The organism is Paenibacillus sp. Y951 (assembly GCF_056786395.1).
Window position 1 is genome coordinate 22,219 of record NZ_JBXCIY010000026.1, and the last position, 23,653, is coordinate 45,871.

32 protein-coding genes are annotated in these 23,653 nt (G+C 34.2%); 31 read left to right on the forward strand and 1 reads right to left on the reverse strand.

Annotated elements, in window-relative coordinates; all coding sequences use genetic code 11:
• Positions 1-4 precede the first annotated feature (4 nt).
• From AC1TPB_RS22910 to AC1TPB_RS22970, 13 genes are all read left to right on the forward strand, one after another.
• Positions 5-820: a hypothetical protein gene (locus tag AC1TPB_RS22910; protein WP_482078603.1), complete on the forward strand. Its 816-nt coding sequence runs from the start codon at positions 5-7 to the stop codon at positions 818-820.
• A gap of 15 nt (positions 821-835) precedes the next feature.
• The gene (locus tag AC1TPB_RS22915) at positions 836-1,141 is read left to right on the forward strand and encodes a hypothetical protein (protein ID WP_482078604.1); all 306 of its coding nucleotides are present in this window, start codon (positions 836-838) and stop codon (positions 1,139-1,141) included.
• Positions 1,142-1,344: 203 nt separating this feature from the next.
• A complete protein-coding gene (locus AC1TPB_RS22920; protein WP_482078605.1) occupies positions 1,345-1,773 on the forward strand; it encodes a hypothetical protein in 429 nt (142 codons plus the stop codon).
• A 103-nt stretch (positions 1,774-1,876) separates the two neighbouring features.
• Positions 1,877-3,040 carry a stalk domain-containing protein gene (locus AC1TPB_RS22925; protein ID WP_482078606.1) on the forward strand — a complete coding sequence of 388 codons (1,164 nt, stop codon included), beginning with the start codon at positions 1,877-1,879 and terminating at the stop codon, positions 3,038-3,040.
• 129 nt (positions 3,041-3,169) lie between these two features.
• The gene (locus AC1TPB_RS22930) at positions 3,170-6,682 is read left to right on the forward strand and encodes a DNA translocase FtsK (RefSeq protein ID WP_482078607.1); all 3,513 of its coding nucleotides are present in this window, start codon (positions 3,170-3,172) and stop codon (positions 6,680-6,682) included.
• 65 nt (positions 6,683-6,747) lie between these two features.
• Positions 6,748-7,026 (forward strand): hypothetical protein, encoded by a 279-nt coding sequence (locus tag AC1TPB_RS22935; RefSeq protein WP_482078608.1) that lies wholly within the window; start codon positions 6,748-6,750, stop codon positions 7,024-7,026.
• A 200-nt stretch (positions 7,027-7,226) separates the two neighbouring features.
• A complete protein-coding gene (locus AC1TPB_RS22940) occupies positions 7,227-7,421 on the forward strand; it encodes a hypothetical protein (RefSeq protein WP_482078609.1) in 195 nt (64 codons plus the stop codon).
• A gap of 102 nt (positions 7,422-7,523) precedes the next feature.
• The gene (locus AC1TPB_RS22945) at positions 7,524-8,003 is read left to right on the forward strand and encodes a hypothetical protein (RefSeq protein ID WP_482078610.1); all 480 of its coding nucleotides are present in this window, start codon (positions 7,524-7,526) and stop codon (positions 8,001-8,003) included.
• A 30-nt stretch (positions 8,004-8,033) separates the two neighbouring features.
• Positions 8,034-8,219 carry a hypothetical protein gene (locus AC1TPB_RS22950; RefSeq protein ID WP_482078611.1) on the forward strand — a complete coding sequence of 62 codons (186 nt, stop codon included), beginning with the start codon at positions 8,034-8,036 and terminating at the stop codon, positions 8,217-8,219.
• A 53-nt stretch (positions 8,220-8,272) separates the two neighbouring features.
• Positions 8,273-8,551, forward strand: a complete 279-nt coding sequence (locus AC1TPB_RS22955) for a hypothetical protein (RefSeq protein WP_482078612.1) — start codon at positions 8,273-8,275, stop codon at positions 8,549-8,551.
• A 126-nt stretch (positions 8,552-8,677) separates the two neighbouring features.
• The gene (locus AC1TPB_RS22960) at positions 8,678-9,406 is read left to right on the forward strand and encodes a hypothetical protein (RefSeq protein ID WP_482078613.1); all 729 of its coding nucleotides are present in this window, start codon (positions 8,678-8,680) and stop codon (positions 9,404-9,406) included.
• An 89-nt stretch (positions 9,407-9,495) separates the two neighbouring features.
• The gene (locus AC1TPB_RS22965; RefSeq protein ID WP_482078614.1) at positions 9,496-9,708 is read left to right on the forward strand and encodes a hypothetical protein; all 213 of its coding nucleotides are present in this window, start codon (positions 9,496-9,498) and stop codon (positions 9,706-9,708) included.
• Between the two features lie 602 nt (positions 9,709-10,310).
• On the forward strand, positions 10,311-11,690 hold the full coding sequence (locus AC1TPB_RS22970) for a helix-turn-helix domain-containing protein (RefSeq protein WP_482078615.1): 1,380 nt from the start codon (positions 10,311-10,313) through the stop codon (positions 11,688-11,690).
• A gap of 49 nt (positions 11,691-11,739) precedes the next feature.
• On the opposite strand, the gene AC1TPB_RS22975 is transcribed toward AC1TPB_RS22970, so the two are convergent.
• On the reverse strand, positions 11,740-12,402 hold the full coding sequence (locus AC1TPB_RS22975) for an HD-GYP domain-containing protein (RefSeq protein ID WP_482078616.1): 663 nt from the start codon (positions 12,400-12,402) through the stop codon (positions 11,740-11,742).
• Positions 12,403-12,701: 299 nt separating this feature from the next.
• On the opposite strand from AC1TPB_RS22975, the gene AC1TPB_RS22980 reads away from it, so the two are divergent.
• From AC1TPB_RS22980 to AC1TPB_RS23065, 18 genes are all read left to right on the forward strand, one after another.
• Entirely contained in the window at positions 12,702-13,151 is a 450-nt protein-coding gene (locus tag AC1TPB_RS22980; protein ID WP_482078617.1) for a hypothetical protein, read from the forward strand.
• Between the two features lie 16 nt (positions 13,152-13,167).
• On the forward strand, positions 13,168-13,869 hold the full coding sequence (locus AC1TPB_RS22985; RefSeq protein ID WP_482078618.1) for a hypothetical protein: 702 nt from the start codon (positions 13,168-13,170) through the stop codon (positions 13,867-13,869).
• 32 nt (positions 13,870-13,901) lie between these two features.
• On the forward strand, positions 13,902-15,068 hold the full coding sequence (locus tag AC1TPB_RS22990; protein WP_482078619.1) for a DUF1173 family protein: 1,167 nt from the start codon (positions 13,902-13,904) through the stop codon (positions 15,066-15,068).
• 32 nt (positions 15,069-15,100) lie between these two features.
• A complete protein-coding gene (locus AC1TPB_RS22995; RefSeq protein WP_482078620.1) occupies positions 15,101-15,442 on the forward strand; it encodes a sigma-70 family RNA polymerase sigma factor in 342 nt (113 codons plus the stop codon).
• Positions 15,421-15,714, forward strand: coding sequence for a LuxR C-terminal-related transcriptional regulator (locus tag AC1TPB_RS23000; RefSeq protein WP_482078621.1), 294 nt, complete (start codon positions 15,421-15,423; stop codon positions 15,712-15,714). Before AC1TPB_RS22995 ends, AC1TPB_RS23000 begins: the two co-directional genes overlap by 22 nt.
• A gap of 145 nt (positions 15,715-15,859) precedes the next feature.
• Positions 15,860-16,420, forward strand: coding sequence for a hypothetical protein (locus tag AC1TPB_RS23005; RefSeq protein ID WP_482078622.1), 561 nt, complete (start codon positions 15,860-15,862; stop codon positions 16,418-16,420).
• Positions 16,421-16,438: 18 nt separating this feature from the next.
• A complete protein-coding gene (locus tag AC1TPB_RS23010; RefSeq protein ID WP_482078623.1) occupies positions 16,439-17,581 on the forward strand; it encodes a hypothetical protein in 1,143 nt (380 codons plus the stop codon).
• Between the two features lie 115 nt (positions 17,582-17,696).
• On the forward strand, positions 17,697-17,954 hold the full coding sequence (locus AC1TPB_RS23015) for a hypothetical protein (protein WP_482078624.1): 258 nt from the start codon (positions 17,697-17,699) through the stop codon (positions 17,952-17,954).
• Between the two features lie 41 nt (positions 17,955-17,995).
• On the forward strand, positions 17,996-18,973 hold the full coding sequence (locus AC1TPB_RS23020; RefSeq protein WP_482078625.1) for a DNA adenine methylase: 978 nt from the start codon (positions 17,996-17,998) through the stop codon (positions 18,971-18,973).
• A 251-nt stretch (positions 18,974-19,224) separates the two neighbouring features.
• The gene (locus AC1TPB_RS23025) at positions 19,225-19,635 is read left to right on the forward strand and encodes a hypothetical protein (protein ID WP_482078626.1); all 411 of its coding nucleotides are present in this window, start codon (positions 19,225-19,227) and stop codon (positions 19,633-19,635) included.
• A gap of 69 nt (positions 19,636-19,704) precedes the next feature.
• On the forward strand, positions 19,705-19,974 hold the full coding sequence (locus tag AC1TPB_RS23030; protein ID WP_482078627.1) for a hypothetical protein: 270 nt from the start codon (positions 19,705-19,707) through the stop codon (positions 19,972-19,974).
• A gap of 477 nt (positions 19,975-20,451) precedes the next feature.
• The gene (locus AC1TPB_RS23035) at positions 20,452-20,634 is read left to right on the forward strand and encodes a hypothetical protein (protein ID WP_482078628.1); all 183 of its coding nucleotides are present in this window, start codon (positions 20,452-20,454) and stop codon (positions 20,632-20,634) included.
• A 19-nt stretch (positions 20,635-20,653) separates the two neighbouring features.
• Positions 20,654-20,824 carry a hypothetical protein gene (locus AC1TPB_RS23040; protein ID WP_482078629.1) on the forward strand — a complete coding sequence of 57 codons (171 nt, stop codon included), beginning with the start codon at positions 20,654-20,656 and terminating at the stop codon, positions 20,822-20,824.
• 188 nt (positions 20,825-21,012) lie between these two features.
• Positions 21,013-21,231: a hypothetical protein gene (locus AC1TPB_RS23045; protein WP_482078630.1), complete on the forward strand. Its 219-nt coding sequence runs from the start codon at positions 21,013-21,015 to the stop codon at positions 21,229-21,231.
• Between the two features lie 22 nt (positions 21,232-21,253).
• Positions 21,254-21,469 (forward strand): hypothetical protein, encoded by a 216-nt coding sequence (locus AC1TPB_RS23050; RefSeq protein WP_482078631.1) that lies wholly within the window; start codon positions 21,254-21,256, stop codon positions 21,467-21,469.
• Positions 21,470-22,056: 587 nt separating this feature from the next.
• Positions 22,057-22,608 carry a hypothetical protein gene (locus AC1TPB_RS23055; RefSeq protein WP_482078632.1) on the forward strand — a complete coding sequence of 184 codons (552 nt, stop codon included), beginning with the start codon at positions 22,057-22,059 and terminating at the stop codon, positions 22,606-22,608.
• A 32-nt stretch (positions 22,609-22,640) separates the two neighbouring features.
• The gene (locus tag AC1TPB_RS23060) at positions 22,641-22,850 is read left to right on the forward strand and encodes a hypothetical protein (protein ID WP_482078633.1); all 210 of its coding nucleotides are present in this window, start codon (positions 22,641-22,643) and stop codon (positions 22,848-22,850) included.
• A 238-nt stretch (positions 22,851-23,088) separates the two neighbouring features.
• The gene (locus AC1TPB_RS23065; protein ID WP_482078634.1) at positions 23,089-23,460 is read left to right on the forward strand and encodes a hypothetical protein; all 372 of its coding nucleotides are present in this window, start codon (positions 23,089-23,091) and stop codon (positions 23,458-23,460) included.
• The last annotated feature ends 193 nt before the right edge of the window (positions 23,461-23,653 follow it).

Sequence of the window (23,653 nt, forward strand, 5' to 3'; positions counted from 1 at the left end):
CACTATGATTGAGAATTCAACTATGCTAGATTATAATTTAATGGTTAAAGGAAGTGAAACTATGTCGGTAAATAAAAATGAACGTTCTAAACCTGAGCGTTTTGGTATGAGTAAAACTGAAATTTTATATCTCATTATCTTTCGTAAATTAGAAAATGAAAGTTGCGATGTCTCACAACTAACTACCCATATAAATAATTTACTAAGTGATTTCGGCAAAGTTCCTAAGAAAACACATATTTATGATGTAATTAATTCAATGGAAATGTTCAAATGGATTAAAACCGAGTCAACATACAATCGATCGCGTATCTTAGGATTAACCAATGAAGGAAAAGAAAAATTAGATTGGTTTGAACATACCTACTTACTTACATTCAAAAAAATTATTGAGCAAGTGCATCATTTTCATCATTACATTATTCGTGATAAACAACTTCACTCATCAACCCTTGACGATAAAGAAATGAAACTGTTTAATCGCATGATTAATGTACAACTCATGCTGCGATACTTCTTCCTGGAGTATCTAATGAATCATGATGATGTGACGAGATTAGATTTTGTGCAATCCATGTTGAAGGAACATAATTGGTCTTTTAATTCCTCTTATTTCTATCAAATCACCAAAGAGCTGGAGCATGAGGATATCAGATGGGTTATCGGCCAATGGAATGATCCGAGATTTAGAAGAGAATGTCGCTACAATATTACACCTGCAGGACGACAGATTTTGCAACATGAACGAAAAGAAGTGATCAAATCGCTACAAGAAATGCTAATATACCTCAACGGGATTCAATACCTTCTAAAACGATAAGGAGCGTGAACCATTTTGCTACAGTTTCCACTTTCTATTACACATAAAGTATTTTTTCGGAAATTTGATGAAATCTATCTATGTACTGAGGATCGAGAGCCTTTGATGATGACGGAAGAAGAACTACAGGAGGCAATTTCTGAATGTCGCGACATTCATCATCAGTATTTATTAGTTTATCATTATCAACTGATGAATAAGACCGATTATTGGTATGCTTCTCCTGATAATATCAACCTTGATGAATTAGACTTTTGGTTTACATATGGTGTGTTGAGTGAAGAAGAATACCTTTCATTTAAGGCAATGACATTACAATAATTTAGTAACATGTAAAGAGTGAGCAGTGAAGTAACTTCCAGCGCACTCTTTACTATGTCAAAAACAACATATTCCCTTGGATCGCATCAAAAGAGAAGATAAAACCTACCTTATTTATTATCAAGATGCGTTAGTGGCTACTTATCAGAAAAATGAATTAATTAAGGCAACATAAATATGGATTAGGAGAGTGTTGAGCAATAGTGCGCAGCATAAACGAAATAAGAGTTGAATTTTCTAAGCTTATGATAGTAGAGGATGAAATTAGTGATTTAGTAAAAGCAATAAAATATACTGAGCTAATGAAGGAGTTAGAGAACAATCATATATTATCTTCATTAGATAAAGATCAATGTGATGAAGAAATACAGCGTTTGTACAACTTAATATCTAAGGCTAGTAGCCACTATAGAGAATTGATCACTGTAGAGATGCCAATACCTGTGAATGGTAATGATAATGAGAATTGGATTTTGGAATCACAGGAAGATGGCCACTATGTATTTAGAAATATTCAATTAGATATTTTTGTTATAAGGATCTCTATTCATTCAGAAGAGTTGGCTTGGAAAGCTATCAAAGCAATTGATATTAACTATAGTACGGTTATAAACAACTTAATTTCAGAATAATAGGGTCTTCCATAAATGACGAGTGATTTTTGCCGATGTATACTACGTCATATTAAGCTTAATTGAAATAAGTCGCCTTTATAAGATTATTGGAGGTTAACTAATGAAATTGAAAATATTCAGTATTGTAATGTGCGCGGCACTACTAGTACCAACCTTTCAAGTATCAGCTGCTCCATCGGTACCGAGTGTCTACTTAGATGGGGAAAGACTAGCTTTTACAACGGACCCTATCATAGAAAATGGATCTACTCTAGTGCCTATGCGTGTCATTTTTGAAAAGCAAGGTGCTAATGTGAAGTGGGATCAAGTGAATCAGACGGTGACAGCCACAAAAGACGATGTATCCATTACATATACGATCGGGCATAAGCAAGCAATAGTAAATGGTAAAGCGATACCGTTAAGCACGCCTGGTAAGGTGATCGATGGCTCTACACTTGTTCCTTTACGCTTTGTAAGTGAATCGTTAGGTAGTGTAGTAGGTTGGGAGAGTAAAAGTAGAACGGTTATTATTAGTTCAGCTTCTATGATTCCCGCTACGGTAAAAAGAATTATAGATTCAGACACTCTAGAGGTTATGCTATCGGATGGTACCTTAGAAAAATTAAGGCTCATCGGAGTAAATGGACCGGAAAGTGTACACCCTAACCAAGACAAGAATAACAGCAATGGTATTTTGGCTTCGGATTATACGAAAGACCAATTAACCAATAAAGAGGTACTGTTAGAGTTCGATGTAGGGCAGCGGGACCAATATGGAAGATTATTAGCCTATGTCTATGTGAATGGCTTAATGTACAATGCTAAGCTCGCTGCTGAAGGGTATGCTAATCAGATGACCTATCAACCTAACGTGAAATGGGAGAAACTATTTGGAGCGCTTGTAGCCGATGCTAGACAGCAAGATCGAGGGTTATGGTCTTATGATGAGGTAGACGGTTCAACCGTTCAAGGCACAACAGGTAAGCTCTCCGTAGATAGTGTTGATTACGTTGGTGAGATTGTCACGATATCCAATAAAGATACAAAGAGTATCAACTTAACGGGATGGACTCTTGTTAGCGTAAAAGGGAATCAAGTCTATGACTTCCCTGATGGATATACGATAGAACCAGGTGATACCATTTATGTGACGAGTGGTAAAAATGCTAAAGAAAATGATACCTACCTAAAGTGGACTACCGCTAATGTTCATAACAACGACAAGAGTGATCCAGTGGAGCTTTACGATATGAACAGTACCTTAATCAGTGAATATCGCTAAAATATCTTTTCATTGATGTGAATTATGTTATAATGAAGCAAATAAATAGTACAACGGAATGAAGAAGCACTTCTACCTCTAATCTAGGGGGAGAAGTGCTTCTTTTTTTTGTAGGAGGTTGACTTATAAATGGCATCAATACTTTGTGTAGCAGAAAAACGAGATCAAGCCAAAAAATTAGCTGCGCCCTATGAACATGTCGAAAATAAAATGAATTTTGAATTAAAGCCTTGTAATACGTTTCCTAATGGCGCTTATATTACATGGGCAGCGGGACATTTAGTGCAATTAGCGGAACCCGAAAACTATGATGAAAAATATGCAAAATGGAACTGGCAAGACTTACCCATCTTACCCACTTCATTTAAGTACCTAGTGAGTAATGATAAGAAACAATTGTTTCAAAATATTAAAACATTGCTCTCTGATCCCAACATTACTGAAGTACTGAATTGTATGGACCCAGCGCGCGAAGGCAGTCTGATTTTTCATAATATTATGAATGTGCTTGGGAATAAAAAGCCTGTGAAGCGTTTCTGGGCTAAATCTTTAACCGAACAAGCGGTGAAATATGCCTTTGAAAACTTATTAGATGAACAAGAGAAAATAGGTTTGTTTCATGAGGCTAAGGCTCGTAGTATAGGCGATTGGTTAGTTGGTATGTCATTAAGTCGCGGCTATACCGTTAAGATGAATGAGAAGGGCTACAAACAAGCGGTGTCAATCGGTAGAGTCGTTACCCCATTGTTAAAACTTATACATACGAATGAACAAGCTATCAAAGACTTCATTCCACACGACTATTATGAAGTGTATGCTGAATTTGAAATCAATGGTAACATGCTAACGGGTAAATGGTTTTCTGGTGACGTTGATCGTATCGAAGATAAAGTACAAGCCGAATCACTATCACGTTATTGTTTGAATAAGCCAGCCCAAATTGAACGGGCGTTTACGGAGCGTAAAGAAGAACAACCACCTCAATTGTATGCGTTAAGTGATATACAAGCCGATGCAAACAGAATCTATAAATATAAAATAGCAGATACCGATACGCACCTGCAGCAACTCTACTTAGCAGGGTATATTAGTTATCCTCGGACGGATTCGCGATATTTAACTGAAGAAGATGCGGATATGATTCCTCTAATCTTGGAGCAGCTGACATCACTGGAGAACTATAAGGCAATTATATTAGATGAAATGCCTAGTATCAGAAACAACAAGCGTTATACGGACAATGACCAGGTAGCAGATCACTATGGTCTAATCCCTACTGAACTTATACCACAACTAGATGCCTTATCAGAAATCGAACAGAATTTGTATGACTTGATCGTTAGAAGGTTAATAGCAGCTCATTATCCCAACGCTTCCTATGATAAGACAGTTATCCAAACCTATGTGAATGATAAATTCTCATTTAAGACAGAAGGGCGTATGATGCACTCTGAAGGTTGGAAAGTTCTTTATGCTCACTTAGGTCAAGATAAAGAGGATGACTTGATATTACCGAATGTAGTAGAAGGACAAACGGGTAGTGTCAAACAAACAAGTGCTAAAGCTTGCAAAACGAAGACACCTTCACGCTATACAGAAGGTCAACTCATTCCATTAATGAAAAACGCTGGTCGTAAGGTGGAGGATCAGGAAGCGGGCCGTATTCTTAATAAAGTGAATGGCATTGGTACGGAAGCAACTAGAAGCTCCATTATTCAAACGTTAATCAAGCGTGGTTATATAGAGGTAACAGGTAATATCGTACATATCACGAAGCTAGGTTCTTTAGTTATACAAGCGATTGGGGAATCTGCTATAGGTAATGTCGATTATACTGCGGATTGGGAAGTGAAACTTGCTAAAATTAGTGAAGGAACACTGTCTAAAGAACAATTCCTTAGCGAAATTAAAGAATCTTTACCTCAATTACTTCATGAGTGTGAATTGAACGTCGCTAAACTACCTGCAAATGAATGGTCTGACAAAGAATTATCTAAATCTGCAGCTAAACCGGTTACCAAAAAAGATACTACACCACCTAAAGCTAAAACACCAGCGCCATCAAAAAAAGCGACGTCTGCGCCATCTCCTGCTCCACAAGAGAGCACCGTAGTTCATAGAGTCGATGGAGAAACCTTTACGGTATCTACAATGGTAATAGAAACCATTGAAGCGGGTATTGAATTGAATAGCGATCATCGTATAGGTAATTGTCCAGAATGTAATAGAGGTGAGCTAGTAGATAAAGGCGAATTTTACGGTTGTACGGCTTATAAAGATGGATGTAGGTTTACGTTACAGAAGAGAATACTCGGTGTAGAGATAACTAGGGCATACGTTCTTGATTTAATTCAAGAAGGGCAAACCCCTTTGATCGAGGGATTTCAAAAAAAGAATAGTAATGGCCAAACCTTTGACGCAGTATTGGAACTTAAAGATAGAAAAATCATATTCAAGTTTCCAAATCGTAACTCCTATCGAGTACCACTATATTTACTCACAAAGGATACTTCAGACCGTAAATTAAGCGTAGCACAAGAGAATCAGGTCAAAGACCTAGAAGCGATGTGTGTCACTCTTAAACTACCAGCAAAGGTAAAGCATATAGTGAATGGTCCAATGGTATCACGCTTTGAGATAGAGCCATCTAACATGCAAGTCAACATGAATCGCTTTAATAGCTACAAGGCGAACTTACAAATGGCACTAAAATCGGAACGTATAGCTTTACAAATTCCGATTCCTGGAACCTCTAGGATAGGAATTGAGATCCCTTCGCCTACACCTTATGTCGTTAATTTAAGAGGAATGCTTGAAGATAAAGAGTTCTTGTCGAAAAAGGAGGCTTTATCATTTCCGGTAGGAATGAATTTAAGTGGGAAGTCAATCTTTGCAAATCTAGCAAAAATGCCACATTTACTAGTAGCAGGAGCGACTGGAAGTGGGAAGAGTGTTTTTTTAAATAGCTTTATTACTACTCTACTTATGAGTAACACACCGGATGATTTGAAACTCGTGATGATCGATCCGAAAATGGTAGAATTAAATGCTTATCATGATATACCACATTTAATGCTGCCTGTAGTTACAGATTCTAGATTTGCAGATAAAACGTTACAAAAAGTATTAAACGAAATGGAAAGACGATATGCCTTAATGAAGGATTTGAAGGTTAAAGACTTTGATGGTTATAATGCTAAAGTGATGTTAGAAAACACTAAACATCCATCATTGCCGTATATCGTAGTGATCATAGATGAGTTTGGTTCATTGATGTTGCAAGCGCAAGACGGGACGAGAGAGGCCATTATTACAAGGCTTACACAAGAAGCGAGAGCAGCGGGCATTCACATGGTACTTACTACACAAAGACCAGTCGCTAAAATTTTTCCACCGACGATTAAGGCCAATCTTTCCGCTCGAATTGCCTTTTCTGTTACATCAGTGGTTGAAAGTTTAGTGATTTTGGATTCTAAGGGCGCTGAAAATTTACTTGGTAAGGGTGATGGCTATTTCAAAACGCCACAAGGTCAAACTCGTTTAGTATCTCCCTTTATCAGTGATGCTGAAATATATCGCGTTGTTTCCAATATTACCATGACTTATGGAAAAAATACATATGAACATGTTGAGGAAGAGTAAAGTTGCTGAATAACATGATTCTGAACTAAGATGGCTGATATAGTACTGCCGAAGGGGGATTTAATATGAAGTCCATAACTCAAGAAAATGCTTATCCTATCTTAGATATGAATACAGAAGAATCGGCTGCTTTAATAGCCGAAATGGTTCTATTATGTAAAGCAAGTGTATCTGATTCCATTACGTTAAGAAAGCGTTCTGCGCAAGGGTCACATCATTATTTCCATAAAGTAAGAAATGGAATTCCGAGAGAAATACACGATATCGCCAATGAGAAGATGGGGATTACGTATCAAGAGATCACTAGGGTGTTTCCTTATACGGAAAAGAAGGTGTTTCTTTAGTTTCTTCTGGTGTTCCAATGGAAAGGTGTAGTTTATCTCCAAAAGGTAAGTTCTGCAAAGAATAAGCTAAGTTGAGTCAGTGAAGAAAGTAGTAACTGAGTATGTAAAAATCAAAAAAAATATTTACAAAATCACTTAATTTCTTCTAAGGTAAGTTAAAATGATTTATGAAACATAATGAATAGGAGAGTGCATTGTAAATGGATTATATTAATGGCCACATATTTCTGTCTAAGGGTAATATCGTCATCGATGCAGGACGTGAAGAATATTCTTTAGACTCTATTGAATCCTTTGAAATTTGGGACGGTGAAAAATATGTACCGTCAAATAAATCTGAAATTAAAATTCCGGGAATGTCAGGTACACAAGCACGTTTTAAGGTAACACAATGAATAACCTGATATATTCAGTTCCCTACTACGGCCAGTCGGAATTAATCGACTACCAGGAAACATAATGAATATGCTGGTGTATTAAAAGGGAGAGTGTATAGAGTGAGGAAAATTAATCAACTAAAGAGAATAATCAATAACTTACCATATCTAGATTTAAGTGATCAAGAAATTTTACTCGAAGATTTATTAGATCTGAAAAAAACATATAAAGAGGCTCGTAACTGTTCAAATATAGTAGATTTAAAAAACTTTATGGATAGTAAATTACAATTAGTTGAACAATCAATAAGTCACACGAAATCTAAAGATTTTAATGATCCTAAGAGATTAATGAATATACAAGAACTATATGCTCCTATTTTTGAGGAAGTTCAAGAACCAGTAATTATATCTCTAGACAAATCTTTAGTTGAAGATCTAACCGAAATAAAGAATATCCATCCAAACGGAAATAAATACAACATAGAAGACTTTATTGCACTTCTTTTAATTGAAAAAGTGATAGAATATTCTCCGAATAAAAAGACAACTTTATCAGATATAGCTAGAAAAATGTTACCGGTCATATTTTCGAAATAGAGCAGAAAAAAATAAGGTGAATACATCAAAATGAATAGGGAGAGTGTAACTATGTGGCTTAATATAGCTGGTCTAGTAATGGGAATAATCATATTTATGATTGCTAGAGAGACAGAGAAGATCAAGAATTACAAAACAATTAATTATTTTCTTGCATTTATTGTGGTAGCAGTAAATTTAGTTTCAATTGTTGTGAGATTGCTTAATGCTACATAATGAATACCTGGTTGTATCGAAAAAAATATAAATTGAATAGGGAGTGTGAACATATGAGTACTGATAAATTAATTGAAGAATATCGAAAACTTGATATGTGGTCACATAAAAACATGATAATTTTTATCAGTCTTCTTTTTATACCTATTATTATTTTCATGTTATTATTTTCATTTTTCTTTGATGGAAAAGAACTACTTGAGAACATGCTTACATTGAAGTATTTGTTCATTGGTTATATTATTTATGGTGTTTTACTAACATTAGTTTTTTTCGGTTACGAGTTTTGGAAATTAAAAAAGATAATAGATTTGGAGAAGCCCGAGAGTTAATAGATAAATCAACAACATCACATACTTCATAATGAATAAGGAGAGTGTATTAGTTTGGATACAAAAAAACTTAAACAAGAATTGAATGATTTAATTAATCAAGCAAAAAATGATAGGAGAAAATAAATGACAACCCAAACAGATACCTTTTACTGCCCTACAGCAGATTGGCATATGGCAAGAACATATAGCGATGTTGCAATGTCATATCGAAATTTTGAAGAGGTTAATCATCGTTGGTATGTGATGCCACTTATTGTTTTAATAGGTAGTGGAATCGGTTCTATCATTCATATGCACTGGATTTGGCTTGTTGGGATATTAATCTCCTTCCCTTTATTCCTTATTTGCTATCAGCATCACTATACGGGAATCTATCAGGAATTAGTAAAAAAATATGAATTTGCTGCTCCGACGCAGCAGCAAATTCCTTATATTAGCTTAGATTGTGAGCATCTAATGTGCCATATTTTTAGACCAGATGGCAGCACTTCACATCACATTAAGCTAGATGAAATTGACGGTATTGCAATTCGGACGCTAAGGTATGGCCATAAGAGGTTGAAGTTACCTGTGCTAATAAATAAAAAAGCGAAGTCGCTAGGATCTGTAGTCATTCCTGAAATTTATTATGACGAAAACTATTATGTATTGTGGGTATATTCCAAAAGTAAAGTGATGATCCGTCAATCGATTGCTATTCCTAAGCAATGGTTTACCGATGCTACCTTTGCTCATTTGTTACAAATGATAGAGCAAAAAACGGGGAAGAGGCTTCAACTTGATCCTTCGATAAAAAGTGAAACTGTCGTTCATCAATATTTGCGAAAGTACACGCCACACTTACATCTATAGAAGGAGAAAATGCAAATCTAGCAACATATTGAATAAATTAGTGTATTGCGTGTAAGACACAAACTACGCAATGAAAGGAAGTTTTTGAATTGGCAGAAAGTAAAACAAAATTTCACCGAGTTTTAAAGTTATGTGCAGAAGCTGAATGTAGTTCAACAATTGGTGATATGGATGCTTGTATTGCCACTTTACTATCTGTAATGGCAAAAGGAACTAAATACGAGTTAGATATTAACCTTGTTCTTCAGGAAAGAGAGAAGAGAATCGACAACATGAATACAAGTAAGCCATATTCTTGTTAATGTGTCGCAGAACGAATGTAACTACACTAACTTGAATCATCTGATATATTGGAATTAGATTTTTTGTAATGGGAGTTGATCTTTCGTGCAGCCATTGTTCTTCTTAGTTGGATTATTTTATAATCTTATAGCTTCTGTTATTTCATTTATCCCTTATCGTCATGGAAATATTAGAGCAAGGGACTATGCTAAGAAATCCTTCATACGTGGAATTACAGGATATATTTTGATTGTAGTAAGTCTGTATATATAGGTCAGTCGGGGAATTAATCGACTAACAATTATCTGTTTGAGAATGCTTATATACTACATATTAACTAAATTAGTTCGTTGAATTAAGCAAAAGAGAAGGAGAGAATGAAAATGTATGACTCTCTCGAAAAATTGTTACTCGGATTTATGAAAGTTTTTGTAATGGTTTTGCGTAAGAATTTTGCAGCTAATGAATCATAAAGAAGCACTTATACTACAAAAAGTGCTTCTTTATCTATTTAAGACCTATTTACTACATTTCAATAGGAATGTCCTATTAAACTGTAGTAAAAACAAATAATATCGTTTATTCTATTGTAAAAAGGAATGTAAAAATAGGGGATATTTGGATGAGTGAATATATTGACAAAAACTATGATCCTGTGAAAATTGGAGTGGAAATTCGTAATATTAGGTTAAAAAAATCTTTGGCCATTAAAGCTATAAGCGATATAACAAAAATATCACATGCGAAATTAAGTTATCTTGAAAATGGATTGATTAAAAAGCTTAAAAAAAATGATCTAGAATTAATTTGTGCAGCATTAAACGTTCCTACTGACAGCGTCTTAAACATCAATTCAACAATAGACAAAGATGAAGATATAAATTTGCTCACTGAATTAGAATTAATAGAAGCCTTTATTAAAATAAATAAACCACTCGCTGTAAAAGATAGAATCGTTCGATTACTACAACATAACTATGATGATCATAAATATAAAAATACCTTATATCGCATCTCTGGTCACTATTATAGTTCTATAAAGCACTATCATACCGCAATCAGCATATATGAGAAAATAAATTTCTCTTACAATTCAGAAGATACTATCGACCACGAGGTCCTTAGAACTGAAATCAGTTATATTAACGCCCTACATTATATTGAAGATACAGAATTAGCGATCGTTAAATATAATAGCTATTTGGAGCGTTTAGATAAGTTAGAAAAACAAGAAGAACTGACTAAATATAAAGTCATTGCTCATTATAACTTAACCATAATCTATATACATATGTACCAATTTAATAAAGCAAAATTAATTGCTATCAGGGGATACGAGTATAATGCTGGTTGTCATGTTCAACACGTTCATTTTGATTATTTAATGGCGATTATTCATTATTTTCATGAAAACTGGGATGAAGTTGTAACTTCAATTAAACTATCTTTCTCTAAATTACGACATGAAGAAAATATAAATATCGTATTAAAAGCTTCGACTCTATTGTACTATTTTGTAATGAATCACCCTGAAAAGACTCACCACTTATTTCAGGACATAGAGAGTGAAATATTGCATTCTATGGTACAGTGCGACGATGACTGTACAAAATTTTCTCATTATCATCTAGTTATCAACGAATACATAGCTTCATTAATTCAGAAAAGAGAATATCATTCGGCCAAAATTTATATTGAAAAAATGTGCGAAACGAATCATTATGATAGCTACACAAAGTATTTGGAATTAAAACTTAATTTTTGTTTAGATAGTAATCAAAAAACATATGTTAAAGAACTTGAAAAATTAATTATCAACTTACCAAGTAATCTAGGAGAATATGAAAGGTGTATTATCACTCTAGCTTACATGACAGAAACCGCGATCATCCCACTTATGGATAATAATCAAATTTTATTCATTAAAGAGTTTATTGAAAACAACATTAGCATTTATAATAAAATGAACCTTATAAAAATGCTGCCTGAATTAATTACTTGAAGAATAAACCAAAAAAAACATATCTCACGATATGCTTTTTTTGGTTTATTTATGATGACTGGATAAGAGGTTCGCTATTCAAATAAAGCACTTCAGGGATAGCTCTACCTGAGTTAAGAATTTCTATGAATAGATGTGCTAAATCCTTATCAAATTGAGTTCCAGCGTTAATAAGTAGTTCATTAATGGCACTTTTCTTATCTTTCGCTCGTTGATAAGTTCTATTCCTAGTCATAGCATCATAACTGTCTGCAATAGAAACAATACGAACTGGTAGTGAAATATCATCGCCTTTGAGCTGATAAGGGTATCCTTTACCATCTAACGTTTCATGATGGTAAAGGACTATATCCAATATGGTTTTGTTTTCGTTTATTAATGGTACTAAAGCTTCATAACCTAAAAGAGAATGTTCTTTCATCAATTTCCATTCTTCATATACTAATTTATCTTTTTTGTTCAATATACTATCTGATATTTCTATTTTTCCAATATCATGTAGAATGGCACCAATATAAATGATGAATTTTTGATCGTCATTTAGTTTAAGTGCATCTGCTATGCAGTAAGCATAAGTGGCTACGTTAACGGAATGCATCCATAAATACGGATCTTTTTTGCTTAATAACCTCGAAAATAATTTCACTAAATATTGCAAATACTCGCGATCTTCTGCATGTGGAATGGTAATTATGTATGTATCCTTCAGCATTATCTTATATGTCACCCTCACTTAAATTTATAAAAAAAAGAACCGATATGTACACGTAAATAAACATGTACATATCGGTTCTGCCGATGATATGATAGATTATAGCATATAATTGTTGTTTATCTAAACAAGATAATGATTTTTTTAATAAACTTATAATCTATTCTCGAACTAGAAGCAGCACTTCTGGTACAGGTCATTCCTGTACTGTTGTGCTGCTTTTTCTATACTATACAAAAATGCGGTTCCATATAGACAGTGCTAAGATACAAGTAATTATAAAGGAGGATGAATACCACATGACAGAAATCGTAAGTAAACAAGAAGCAAACATAATGGAAGACATTAGATCAGGAGCAAGCTTTAATGATTGCTTAATCAAATATACTTTGAGTGAACGCAATTTATTGAATATTTGTCAGCGGCTTACTTCACTAGGTTTTCTTCGAAAAGTGAAACCAAAGCAATATGAAGTGATCATTAGTTCATATAAAGTACTACCTACAAAAGTAGTAACGGAAAATCGTAAGAAGAATAAAGCAAAGCTATTTGACGAAATAGATATTAATTTTCCAGAAGAAGTATCGTTTTATATTATTGGACACTACCCGTATTTAAATAGAAAAGAACTTCTTCAAAGACTGAATAATAACGGATTCCACATTGACAAGTTTAAACTTAATGTATTCATTATTACTAATGAGTTAGACAAATTGTATAAGCGAAGAGAAAGTGAAGTCGCTTCATAGAGTGGAGGTAATAATTATGAAAGTAAGAAAAGGTAAGCCGATTCAAATTTCCAATAAATATATCGCTGATAAATCAAGTATACCCATTGGATTTGATGATCTTAAACCACTGCTATTGAGTAAAGACCATTCTCACATCACGAATATGCTTAATGAGAAACTAAAAAGAATTACTTCCATTAGTATTACAAATCACGCATGGCAGCGTTGGAACGAGCGTGTATCTACAGTCATACCGGTATTTGAGCAATTACATGTGCATTTAACCAGCTGCATAATTCATCTTGGTAGAATAAGATTTCTAAATCCTTTTTTTGCTGCAATTGATGAAGATATTATCTTTCATTATGAAATAAAGGATCATCAACTCTTTATCATTTCTTTCTATGGTCGAATAACCAATACGCCAGGTTTGTCAGATGTAAATGTACTATTAGAGTTTTTAGGTAAAAAAGAGGATCGGATTTCCTTAGTGGTATCCGAGGAACAACTAACAAACAGCAATATACTACCCATACCTAGCCATCACTTATTATTTGAAGGTACATCAACCACTTATGAGTTAAATGTCTACAGATGTATCGATGGGGTCATATGCCATTTGATCAATCATACAAATCAAAAATTTAACATTTGGAACTTGAATGACCGCGATGTTGTTTTGTCAAAAAGTACAATTACTGCACTCAACATATTAAGGTTGAACAGTTACTCATAATAAAAAAACATAGCAATAAGGAGAGGGTATAGGTGATTAAGTTATTAGTAAATGGAGAGACAGTTCAGTTCAAACATTTTAGTGATATGAAAGAAAGTGAAATTATCGTTTTCAATAAACAATTGAATAATTGGCATACAACAAAAACACAACCTTATTGCAAATGTAAAAATACGATGCCGTATCCCAAATTGTTTGTCCGTAAAAAAAGTAATAAATTTCATCTTGTTAACTTTCGCAACCAAAGCCAAGCACATGATTATCATTGTACTTTTAATCGAGACTCCGAGGGCTACAAAGGCCAGTTGAAGGGGCTAGGGATTATAATAAATGATGATGATGGACTTATTAACGCTAAAGTTAACCCACCACCAAGAGACAACGGTACAGTAGACTTTACTAAGTTACCCGCTCCGCTATTAGCACATATATCCTATGATTCACAGCAAGCTACTACCATTCGATACCTAGTGTTGTCTTGGTTAACGGAACTGAAGGTAAATGAATATGTTCCTGGGGCTCCCCGAAATGTGGCTGGTCGTTTGTATCGCGCTGCCATGCGTACACGGTTAAATGGAGTACAACTTGAAAAAAAACATATCTATCTAAGCAATGCAAAAAGCGAATTCAACTTCAATACCAATATCCTCCTGATAGGATGGGGAAAGCGCTCAGGGGGCGTAAAACCAAACGTGAAGAACGACCAGGTTGTAAATATACCCTTCTATTCCTTGGAACAACAAGACAAGCCTCAGAAGCCTTATCGATATGTATCAGTATTCAAATCAGTATATGAAAAAGCGAATCTTACTAATCTGAATGTCGATGAAGGTTATTGGGTGTTATACAGAACCCCTAAGTACAATAAAAAATTATCGGATACGCAACTCGTTTTCATTCCTGCATGTCCAGAAACTTTTATTCCGATTCATAGAGCGGATGATCTATCACTATTTAGTGAACTGGTACAACATAATCTACAATTTCTTAGTCCATTAATTCATGATGGTAAGCAAGATACGCCTGACATTACTGTAGAGAACACGATTCCTCGAAGTGTCGTACATGTAAAGCGTAGTGGTACAAATGTACAGCAGCTTAAAGAACTATACGAAAATCAAGGGTATCACTTTGTTTTATATGATGCACATAAAGGGCTTAACCTAAACGATTTCCCAATCATCAAAGATAAACATTAATAGCTTCAGTAGTATACTTTGGAGGATATGACATGATAGATCAAGAAGAACTAACATTGATTGAACGCTTTAATAACGGTGATCAAGATGCGTTTAATCAGTTATATGAACGATACCAGCCCATGATCAAAACTATTAGTAATCGTTATTTTGGCCCTTCCATAGAAAAGGAAGATTTGTGGCAGGAAGCTTCTATCGGATTATATATTGCGGTACTAAAATATAATCCAAGTAAAGGGCATCTGAACCAATATGTTAGTTTGCATATACATAGTCGATTGAAGAATCAAATTACGGCTGCCACTAGAAAAAACATCAAATTCTTAATGAGGCTTTTTCTTACAATAACTATATGGACGAGAATGAAACAATGACGTTTGAACATGTTTTACGTTCTAAAGTCTCAACACCTGAAGAGATACTGCTTATGAAGGAAGTTATGTATGATCGGCAATTGACATATCGTGCCTTTGTCTCTAAATGTTCAGCCAAAGAAAGGACTGTACTGCGTTATTATTTATACGGTTTCCGAAATAAACAAATTTCTCAATCGACTGGCTATAGTGTGAAATCTATAGATAACACTTTAACGCGTATCAAAGTAAAAATAGAAAATATGAAACAACTAGAATTAAAAGTTGTATAAAATTGCCGCTAAAACGGTAGATTCTTGTAAAAAATGATCTATCGTCTTTGCTTTGAGATGGGATGTAAATTTAGGGTGTTGTAAATTATCCAAGTTCGCTAATCTCCAGTACAGTTAACTTATAAACTACTTGGAGGTTATATAAATGAATCAACCATCTTTTACAGCATTGCGTATTGGTGAGCCATTCACACTTGTAAAGCATAATGGGCAAGAGTTTCAAGCAGCATTTGAATTGCTTTCCGATGAAGCGGGTCAATCTATACAACCATTTTTGGTCATGTTCGTTCCTAATACATCGAAGGATGAAATAGCTCTATTCGAAAAGTCATCCATACAAACTAGAATATTCAAAGAAGGTGGAAAAGCACTATTCTTATTCCGATTCGGTGAAACGTCATATGTACTTGAAAATTCGTTCGATGCGACCTTATACCCTAGTCATATGATTCAAAACATTAACGAATGTTCCAATATATTAACGGTTGTAGTCGTAGATCCCAAAGATGATAACCGCATTAAGTATCTTAGAGCATGTTCATTCCCTATGGAATTCAGAAAACAATTTATGCAATTAGTTGTTAGGGCAACAAAAACGGAGAGATTCACTGCTAAGTATAGGCAATGGATCACTGCGATTTGGAAAGACTATCATTCCTTGCAAATTTGGAATCTTGCTAAAGATACTGGCAGGCTAGGTGAATAACTAATTGGGGTGAATGGTATGAATCATTATGATACGAAAGCTAGAGAGGTGGAACGTAGACTTCTAAGTAAATGGAGTGAACGTTCTATCTTCCTTACGGGAAAAGGCAGCGAGAATGTCATCTGCGGTCTTACTAGCGATCGCATTGCGTTTAGAACAAGCAAAAGTAAGGTTACTCAATATATTAACAGAATAAAGCTGCGTAAATCTATTGCATACCTACTAGCTAAGAAGACAGCTACTCGTAAAGAGTTGGAAAAGTATAGTCATATGAATTCTGCTTTACTTGGCTTACTGAAGCATCTATTTATTGAGACTGCGAAGATTGCCACTACTGCTAGTGGGATATTACGCTTAACGATCAAGGGTGTGAGATACTTCTTTAGCGGTCTTGAACGGGCTTCACGTAAAGATAAAGAGGCGATTAAAAAGAATGGCGCGAAATCGATATTAGCCTCTTATTACTACCTAAGAGAGTCGGCCAATCCGAAATTGCTTCAATTTATAGAAGAAAACAACATGGAGCTGCTTCTCGATTCGGGAGAGTTTTCAGCCTATAAAGCAAGAATGAAGAATGGAAAACAAGATCCCATAGATATTGTAGCGTATGCCGACTTCATTAAGAGATATGATCACTTAATATGGAACTACTTTAACTTAGATGTCACGAATAATACCGAGCAGTCTCAGCGGAACTATGAACAGCTCTATGAGCTAACAGGTCGTAAACCTATACCGGTATGGCATCCTAATGTAAGCGATTGGAGAGAGAGCGACTGGCAAGCTCTAGAAGGGTTAGTTAAGCAAGATCATGCCTTAATAGGTATTGGCGGTACGGTACATATGGGGATTGAAGCGGGTCCACGTAGTATGAATAAAGTCAAAGATGCCTTGTTTAATGGAATCTATCATCGTTTCAGTGAACAGAATTTTCATTGGCTTGGTGGTTCATCTAATCTTTTATATAAGTATCCTATGTTCTCTGCAGACTCTTCAGGCTATTTACAAGGAAGGAAGAAAAATCAACATTATTACTTCAATGGTGAAGATATCTCAACTCGTATCAATAGGGATATATCGCCCGAAGAATGTTTGTTCGATAATATCCGTTTATTATCTAAGCTGGAGAGCAGCACCAATCCACTTTTATTTCAAAGTTGATTAATTTTATTAATACATAACAAAGTAAGCCATTATTCAATAAAACAATGGCTTACTTTGTTCCATTTTCCTTTACTGATTACTCATTATTAACAAATAGAAGAGAGGTATAATTATGTTAGATACAACGATAATTACTTCATTTGAGCAAGTTAACCTACAAGAACTCATGCTGCCTATGATAGTGGTTTACGATCATCCCATTGATCGTCCTACTAAATATGTCGCGAGATTGTTTGATATGAACGTAGGTACGCCGTATGCCGTTATAGCTGATACGCTAGAAGCCTTACATGCCGTCATTCCCTTCAACTTTACCAAGCTCAATAGAAGCGATGATGATGATCCCGTAATCATTGAAGTTTGGGTTTAGTTATACGCTAGCACCATGACTAACGGGAGGTAATTATCATTATGGTAACGTGTCAATTCTGTGGTCACGAAGATGTACGTGATGGTGACAGCTTTCAGATCGATGCTGCTGGTAAAGGTTCTTGGTGCGATCATTGTGATGGATATACTTATCTTAATGATGACTCGATAAAACATACATTCACACTCATCTTAGAAAAAAAAAATTCAAAAAATCTTATCACTAATCCCCCTGATGTTCAATTAACAAAAAGATTATCCCCTTATCGGTATCCAGGTGGGAAATCTAAAATAGTAAATTACTTATTTTCACATCTTCAAGAGTCTAAGTTGCAAAAGCTTGTATCACCTTACACTGGTGGGGGGAGCTTTGAGTTAGCCTTACTTCATGCAGGGCTAATCGATCATCTTCATATGAACGACCTTGATACAGGCGTCTATGCCTTGTGGTGGACGATAAAACATATGCCATATGTTCTTGTAGAAAAATTAACAACGATAATTCCTACACATGATGATTATTTTAAGGCAAAGACTATCATTCAATCCGATTATTTAGACACTGATGTTATTGATGCAGCATGGGCCTCATTGCTGGTCAATAGATTAGCATATAGCGGAATTTCGAAAGCGAATCCTCTAGGTGGTCGAAATGGAAAGCAAAAAGATTTATTATCTCGGTGGAATCCAACTGAATTAATAAAGAGAATTGAAATAATTCATGCAATGAGCGACAAAATTGAAATTACACAAGAAAATGCCCTTGATTTAATTGAGGAATCATATTGGCAATCGAATACAACTATATTTATTGATCCCCCTTACGTTGAAAAGGGGAAGGATTTATATCATTGCTATTATACTGAACAAGATCATAGAAATCTGTCATTTTTATTGGAGTCATTACATTACGGTTGTCCTGGTGCTGATATTCTTGTCACTTACGATTTTAACGAGTGGTTAGTCAATCTTTACGATTATCCAAAGAAAGAAATTATCTCTAGGAAATATTCAGTTTAATTAAGGATGTGGGTTCTTGATAATGAAAGACAATATCTTTGGAATCATTGTTTTTTCTACTCCAATACTTCTAATTACAAGTGTTTTAATCATCAACGGAATAGAAAAAGTGTTAGAATATGTAAGAACAATATAATATTTATACTTGGTCGAAAATGTCAGACTACATAGTGTTTAGATCATGCTAGATATTGAGCTGCAGTATCAAAATTATATAATTGTGAAAATAATGATTACAGGAGTGTAGAGCAATGGAACTAAATTTACTTCCTCCGTTAATAGAGGTTATGGAAACATCTTTTATTATGGAAAAAATCAGCTATGAATACAGCTCGAACGTTGATGAGTTCGGCGATAGAGAAGTTATTGATGTATCCAGAGAGTATAAAGTATGGGTTAAAGCTCCTAAAATTTCATTTCTGGATTGGATAGAAACGTTGATGCTCCTAAAAGAGCATGATGTTTTAACAACTCATATCTATACAAAAAAATTAATACCTTATCAGCCTAGTAATAGCACTGTATGGGCATACTTCGATCAAGTAAAAGGTAATCTGCTCTCCCATGAGTCTGTCTATCGTAAAAAAAGATCAAGTCAAAATTTATGTGTATTTCATAAAGGAGTTCAATTATTTTGCGATTATCAGGATTCTAAGTCATAATATTCAAATTATTCTGTTTTTCAAGTGATGTGTAAGGTAAGTTTATAATTCGATTAGGATCTCAAACGTATGGATAATCAAGTGGTGTATATGAGCGAGCAAAATAATAACAAGCTTTATCCTCATTGGAACAGTAACGATATAATCTATAAAGAAGAGTCTCCCAACACAGCAGCTATATGGGAATGGCTAGTTTATATACGCCGTAACGATGAAATCTTAACAGATGACCAAAGCGTGGCTTTTGAAACGGTTATTGATTTTATGCAGAATATATTAAATGAAAATGAAAGATATATCAAAAGTTATCTCAAAATTATGAAGAGAGAACACGAATGATCTTCAATGAATATAAAAGTGTATTGAAAAAAGGAGAGTGTAAAAGGATGAACCTAAGAAAAATAAAATTTGTTAAAAGTTTAATTCAATTATTAGGGATTATGCTTTTGTTGAGAGTTATTCAAAGCACATTTACATTGCCAAGCTTAGTCGATAGTATTAATTTGCAGTCAATGAACATTTTCGAATACATCATTAAAAAATTTGCTCATCCTATAACTTTTGTCTCAATTGGAACAATTGTTATCGTAATATTAGTTGGGTTGGTTTCTAAAGAAACAGATAATCAACTTAAAAGGAAACACAAAAAAATTAAGCTTAACGTGTACGTTCTTATTCTCCTATTTTGTGATACCTTTTCTTGTAGATTTTTTTCAAAGCTTCACTTTTTAAATGAATACCTGGTTGTAAGTTGTAGATCCATAATTTTGAATAACCTGTTGTCTAGTAGACACATATTGCGAAGGAGCGAGGAAAATGAAAATTAATGTTTATGAAAATTTTGATGGAAGTAAGCTGGTCGCTATGTTGGTAGAGAATGGATCGGAACGTGAGTTAGTAAGATCGGAAAAAGGTAGTGATGATTTGTTAAATAAAATTGATGATATGAATTTGTCGCATCTGACAGTAACATTTCACTGGGCATCCAACGAAAAATAATAAGTAGGTGGTTTATCAAATGGTAAAATACAAAATGCTTGAATCCTATGGGAAATTCAAACTTTGGGAAAGCATTGAAAAGAATTCAAACAAAATTTTTAAAGTCACTTATCGGGGTGAAAACAGGGCTATGGGATATTACTATAAAGTCGTGAAAGAAAAATTTGATAAAATAAAACATTTGGAATAAAGAAGGTATGTTAAATATGGCTAGATGCTTAGATTGTGAAATGGTCTATACCGTTTACGGTGGGAGTGAAGGTTTTAAATGTCCTAGATGCAAGTAGCACATCCAAAGAAAAGTAATGCGTAGTACGATTGCGAATATGACACAAAATACGACAGTAGGAAAGGATAATAGACATGAGCAGTAGGAAATTGCCTAAACATATTGTAGACAAAGTACATCTGCATAGTAGGTATGCAAAAAGGGCTGAACAAGCAAGAGTTGAAATTGAAACATGGTTTATCAAGCAGGGTATGGAAATGGAAAATGAAGTTGATTTACCAATTACAGATATTTTAGTAGATAACGAAACTCATCACAATACAGATGAAGCAATTGAACTTTTGGAAGTAGAGTTAAACAATATTTAATTGTCGCAGTACGATTGCGAATATGACACATATTGCGAAGGAAGGTGAAAATGTGGAATTTGGATCGGTAGAGTATTACAAAAAAGAAATTTTAGAAGAAACAGAGCGCGAATATCAGAAGCAAGTGGTGATTTCTTATACAAAGAGTGTTCTTACATCGGATTTTGATTCAGATAAAGAGATGGTACGGAAATTGAGAAATCTAATGTTAGCTTGGGAACAAGTTAAACGGATATGACACATATTGCGACAGAAAGCGGTGAGAATGAATGGACGACAAAGCGTGTCCTGAGTGTGGCAATAAGAACTTGCAGATATTCCAGCAGATAGCTGTGGGGCAAACCATTTCCGCCCGAACAGGTAAGGTCTTGAAAAATCATGGGTTTATGGAGGTTACTTGTTGGAACTACAAATGTAAGTGTGGTTGGACAGGAGAGCTTGAAACAGAGTGAGTGTCGCAGTTCGAATACAACTACGACGCAACAAAAAGAATAGAAAGGTGTGTGAAAATGTACAGTCCTCTAGAAAAATTGTTGCTTGGTATGATGTTATTGATTATAGCTATTTTGGTGATAGGTTGCATTGTCGGATATGTGTTGGACTTTTTCAGATTTGAAGAAAGAGACGATACATCAAAATGAATAAGGTGGTGTGTAACGATGGGTCATAATCTTAAGATAATTTTAGTATTAGCTATAATTTGTTCCGCTCTATACTTCATAATGGGCAATGTACTACTTGAAGCAGGGTACAATATCGAAGTTTTTTCCTTGAAGTAACTCAATGAATAAAATCGTTCATAAGAAAGGTATAAATTAAACTACAATGACAGAACAGTTATTGAATGAAATTCATCAAGAAGGAATAAAATTGAAGGTTTCAATCAGACATTCAATTAGTGATGGTTTTTCATTAAATATTGTTGATTCTAAACCAATTATTTATTTGCCGTTTGAACCAGTAGAACAATCTCAGTCAAACTTTTTTTCACTTGCGCATGAACTTGCACATTGGAAATATTTCAAAAAATTAAATGATAATGGAATAATACGTTATCAAAGTATAAGAGAGAAGTGGAGACTTGGGCAATACCGTTATTTCTTATATATATGGATAGATGAAATAAATGCCTGGATGATTGGCTATTTTATTTGCAAAAAACACAAAATAAATACTAAGGGTTATTTGAGACATTCATGGAAATGTTTCAAAACATATTTAAAGCGTACAAATCAAACAACTTTAATTATAAAGAGTAAAGAGATATTAAATGAAATAGAAAGAGAATGTGGTTGGTGCTTTTATGATGGAATTGAAAAAACAATGAAATATTGTCCTAAATGTGGACGAGCTGTTATTAGGCTACATATTGAATAGCCTAGTGTATTAGAAAAAGGAGGGTTATTGAAATGAAGTTATCAGAAATAAACAAACAGTATGAGGAAATTTTACATTCAGATCTTCCGGTCGAAAAAAAAGATTTGAAATATGTAGAACTTATGACGTATATGGAGAGAATTTTCGATATACCATTCATTAAAAACGAGACATACGAGAAAAATAATCCTGCTATAATTGCAATGTATCGCAAGCTATCAATGACTCGTACAACAATATAATATCGATGGTATTCGCTAAAAATGGGAGGGACTAGGAGTGATTGTTTTCCCATTGCCCATCTAATGATTATAGTATCGTCTCTCATATCGTTATGGAGAATCCGAAACTACGGTGATCATGATAATAAGGATAGAATTATTTTCGTATGTTGGCTGCTGTCATTAATGGCTATGCTTCTTATGGTTTTAAACAATGTAATTCATTGAATAATAGCGTTCATAGAAAGAAGGTTTTTATATGAAAAAAATTAAAATCTTCAATATTTTGATCATAATTTTTCTGTTAATTTCAATTCCAAATTTCATTAAAATGTATTATCACATTGAAACAAAAACATTTCGTCATATAAGTAACGAATTGGTCGAGAAAGTTGAGCTTAATAATTACTTATCAGCATCAGAAAAAATGGAATTCGAAAATATGTTCAAGTTAGCCGGGTTCGAAAACATATCAATCGAAGCACCTTCATATCCAGTGCCATTTAAATCATTAATTTCAATTAAGATTTATGTTGATCCTCAATATAGCGTCATAAATAAGTGGGCATGGGAAAGTGAAGTCAAAAAGGAGTTTTATCTTTTTTCTACTTCTGTAAACTTTCTAGAATGATCTTAATTAATTTAATTAAACTAAAATATTTGCTAAACAAGTTAGATATTATGCAACATATTGAATAGTGTAAATGTCAATCAAATAGTTGACCACCTTGCTAACCTAAAAGTTGACCACCCTGGCAGAAATAATAGGCACCCATGGGTGCCAGTTTCATTAGAATAAATCTCTCTGAGTAAGCTGTTGATAT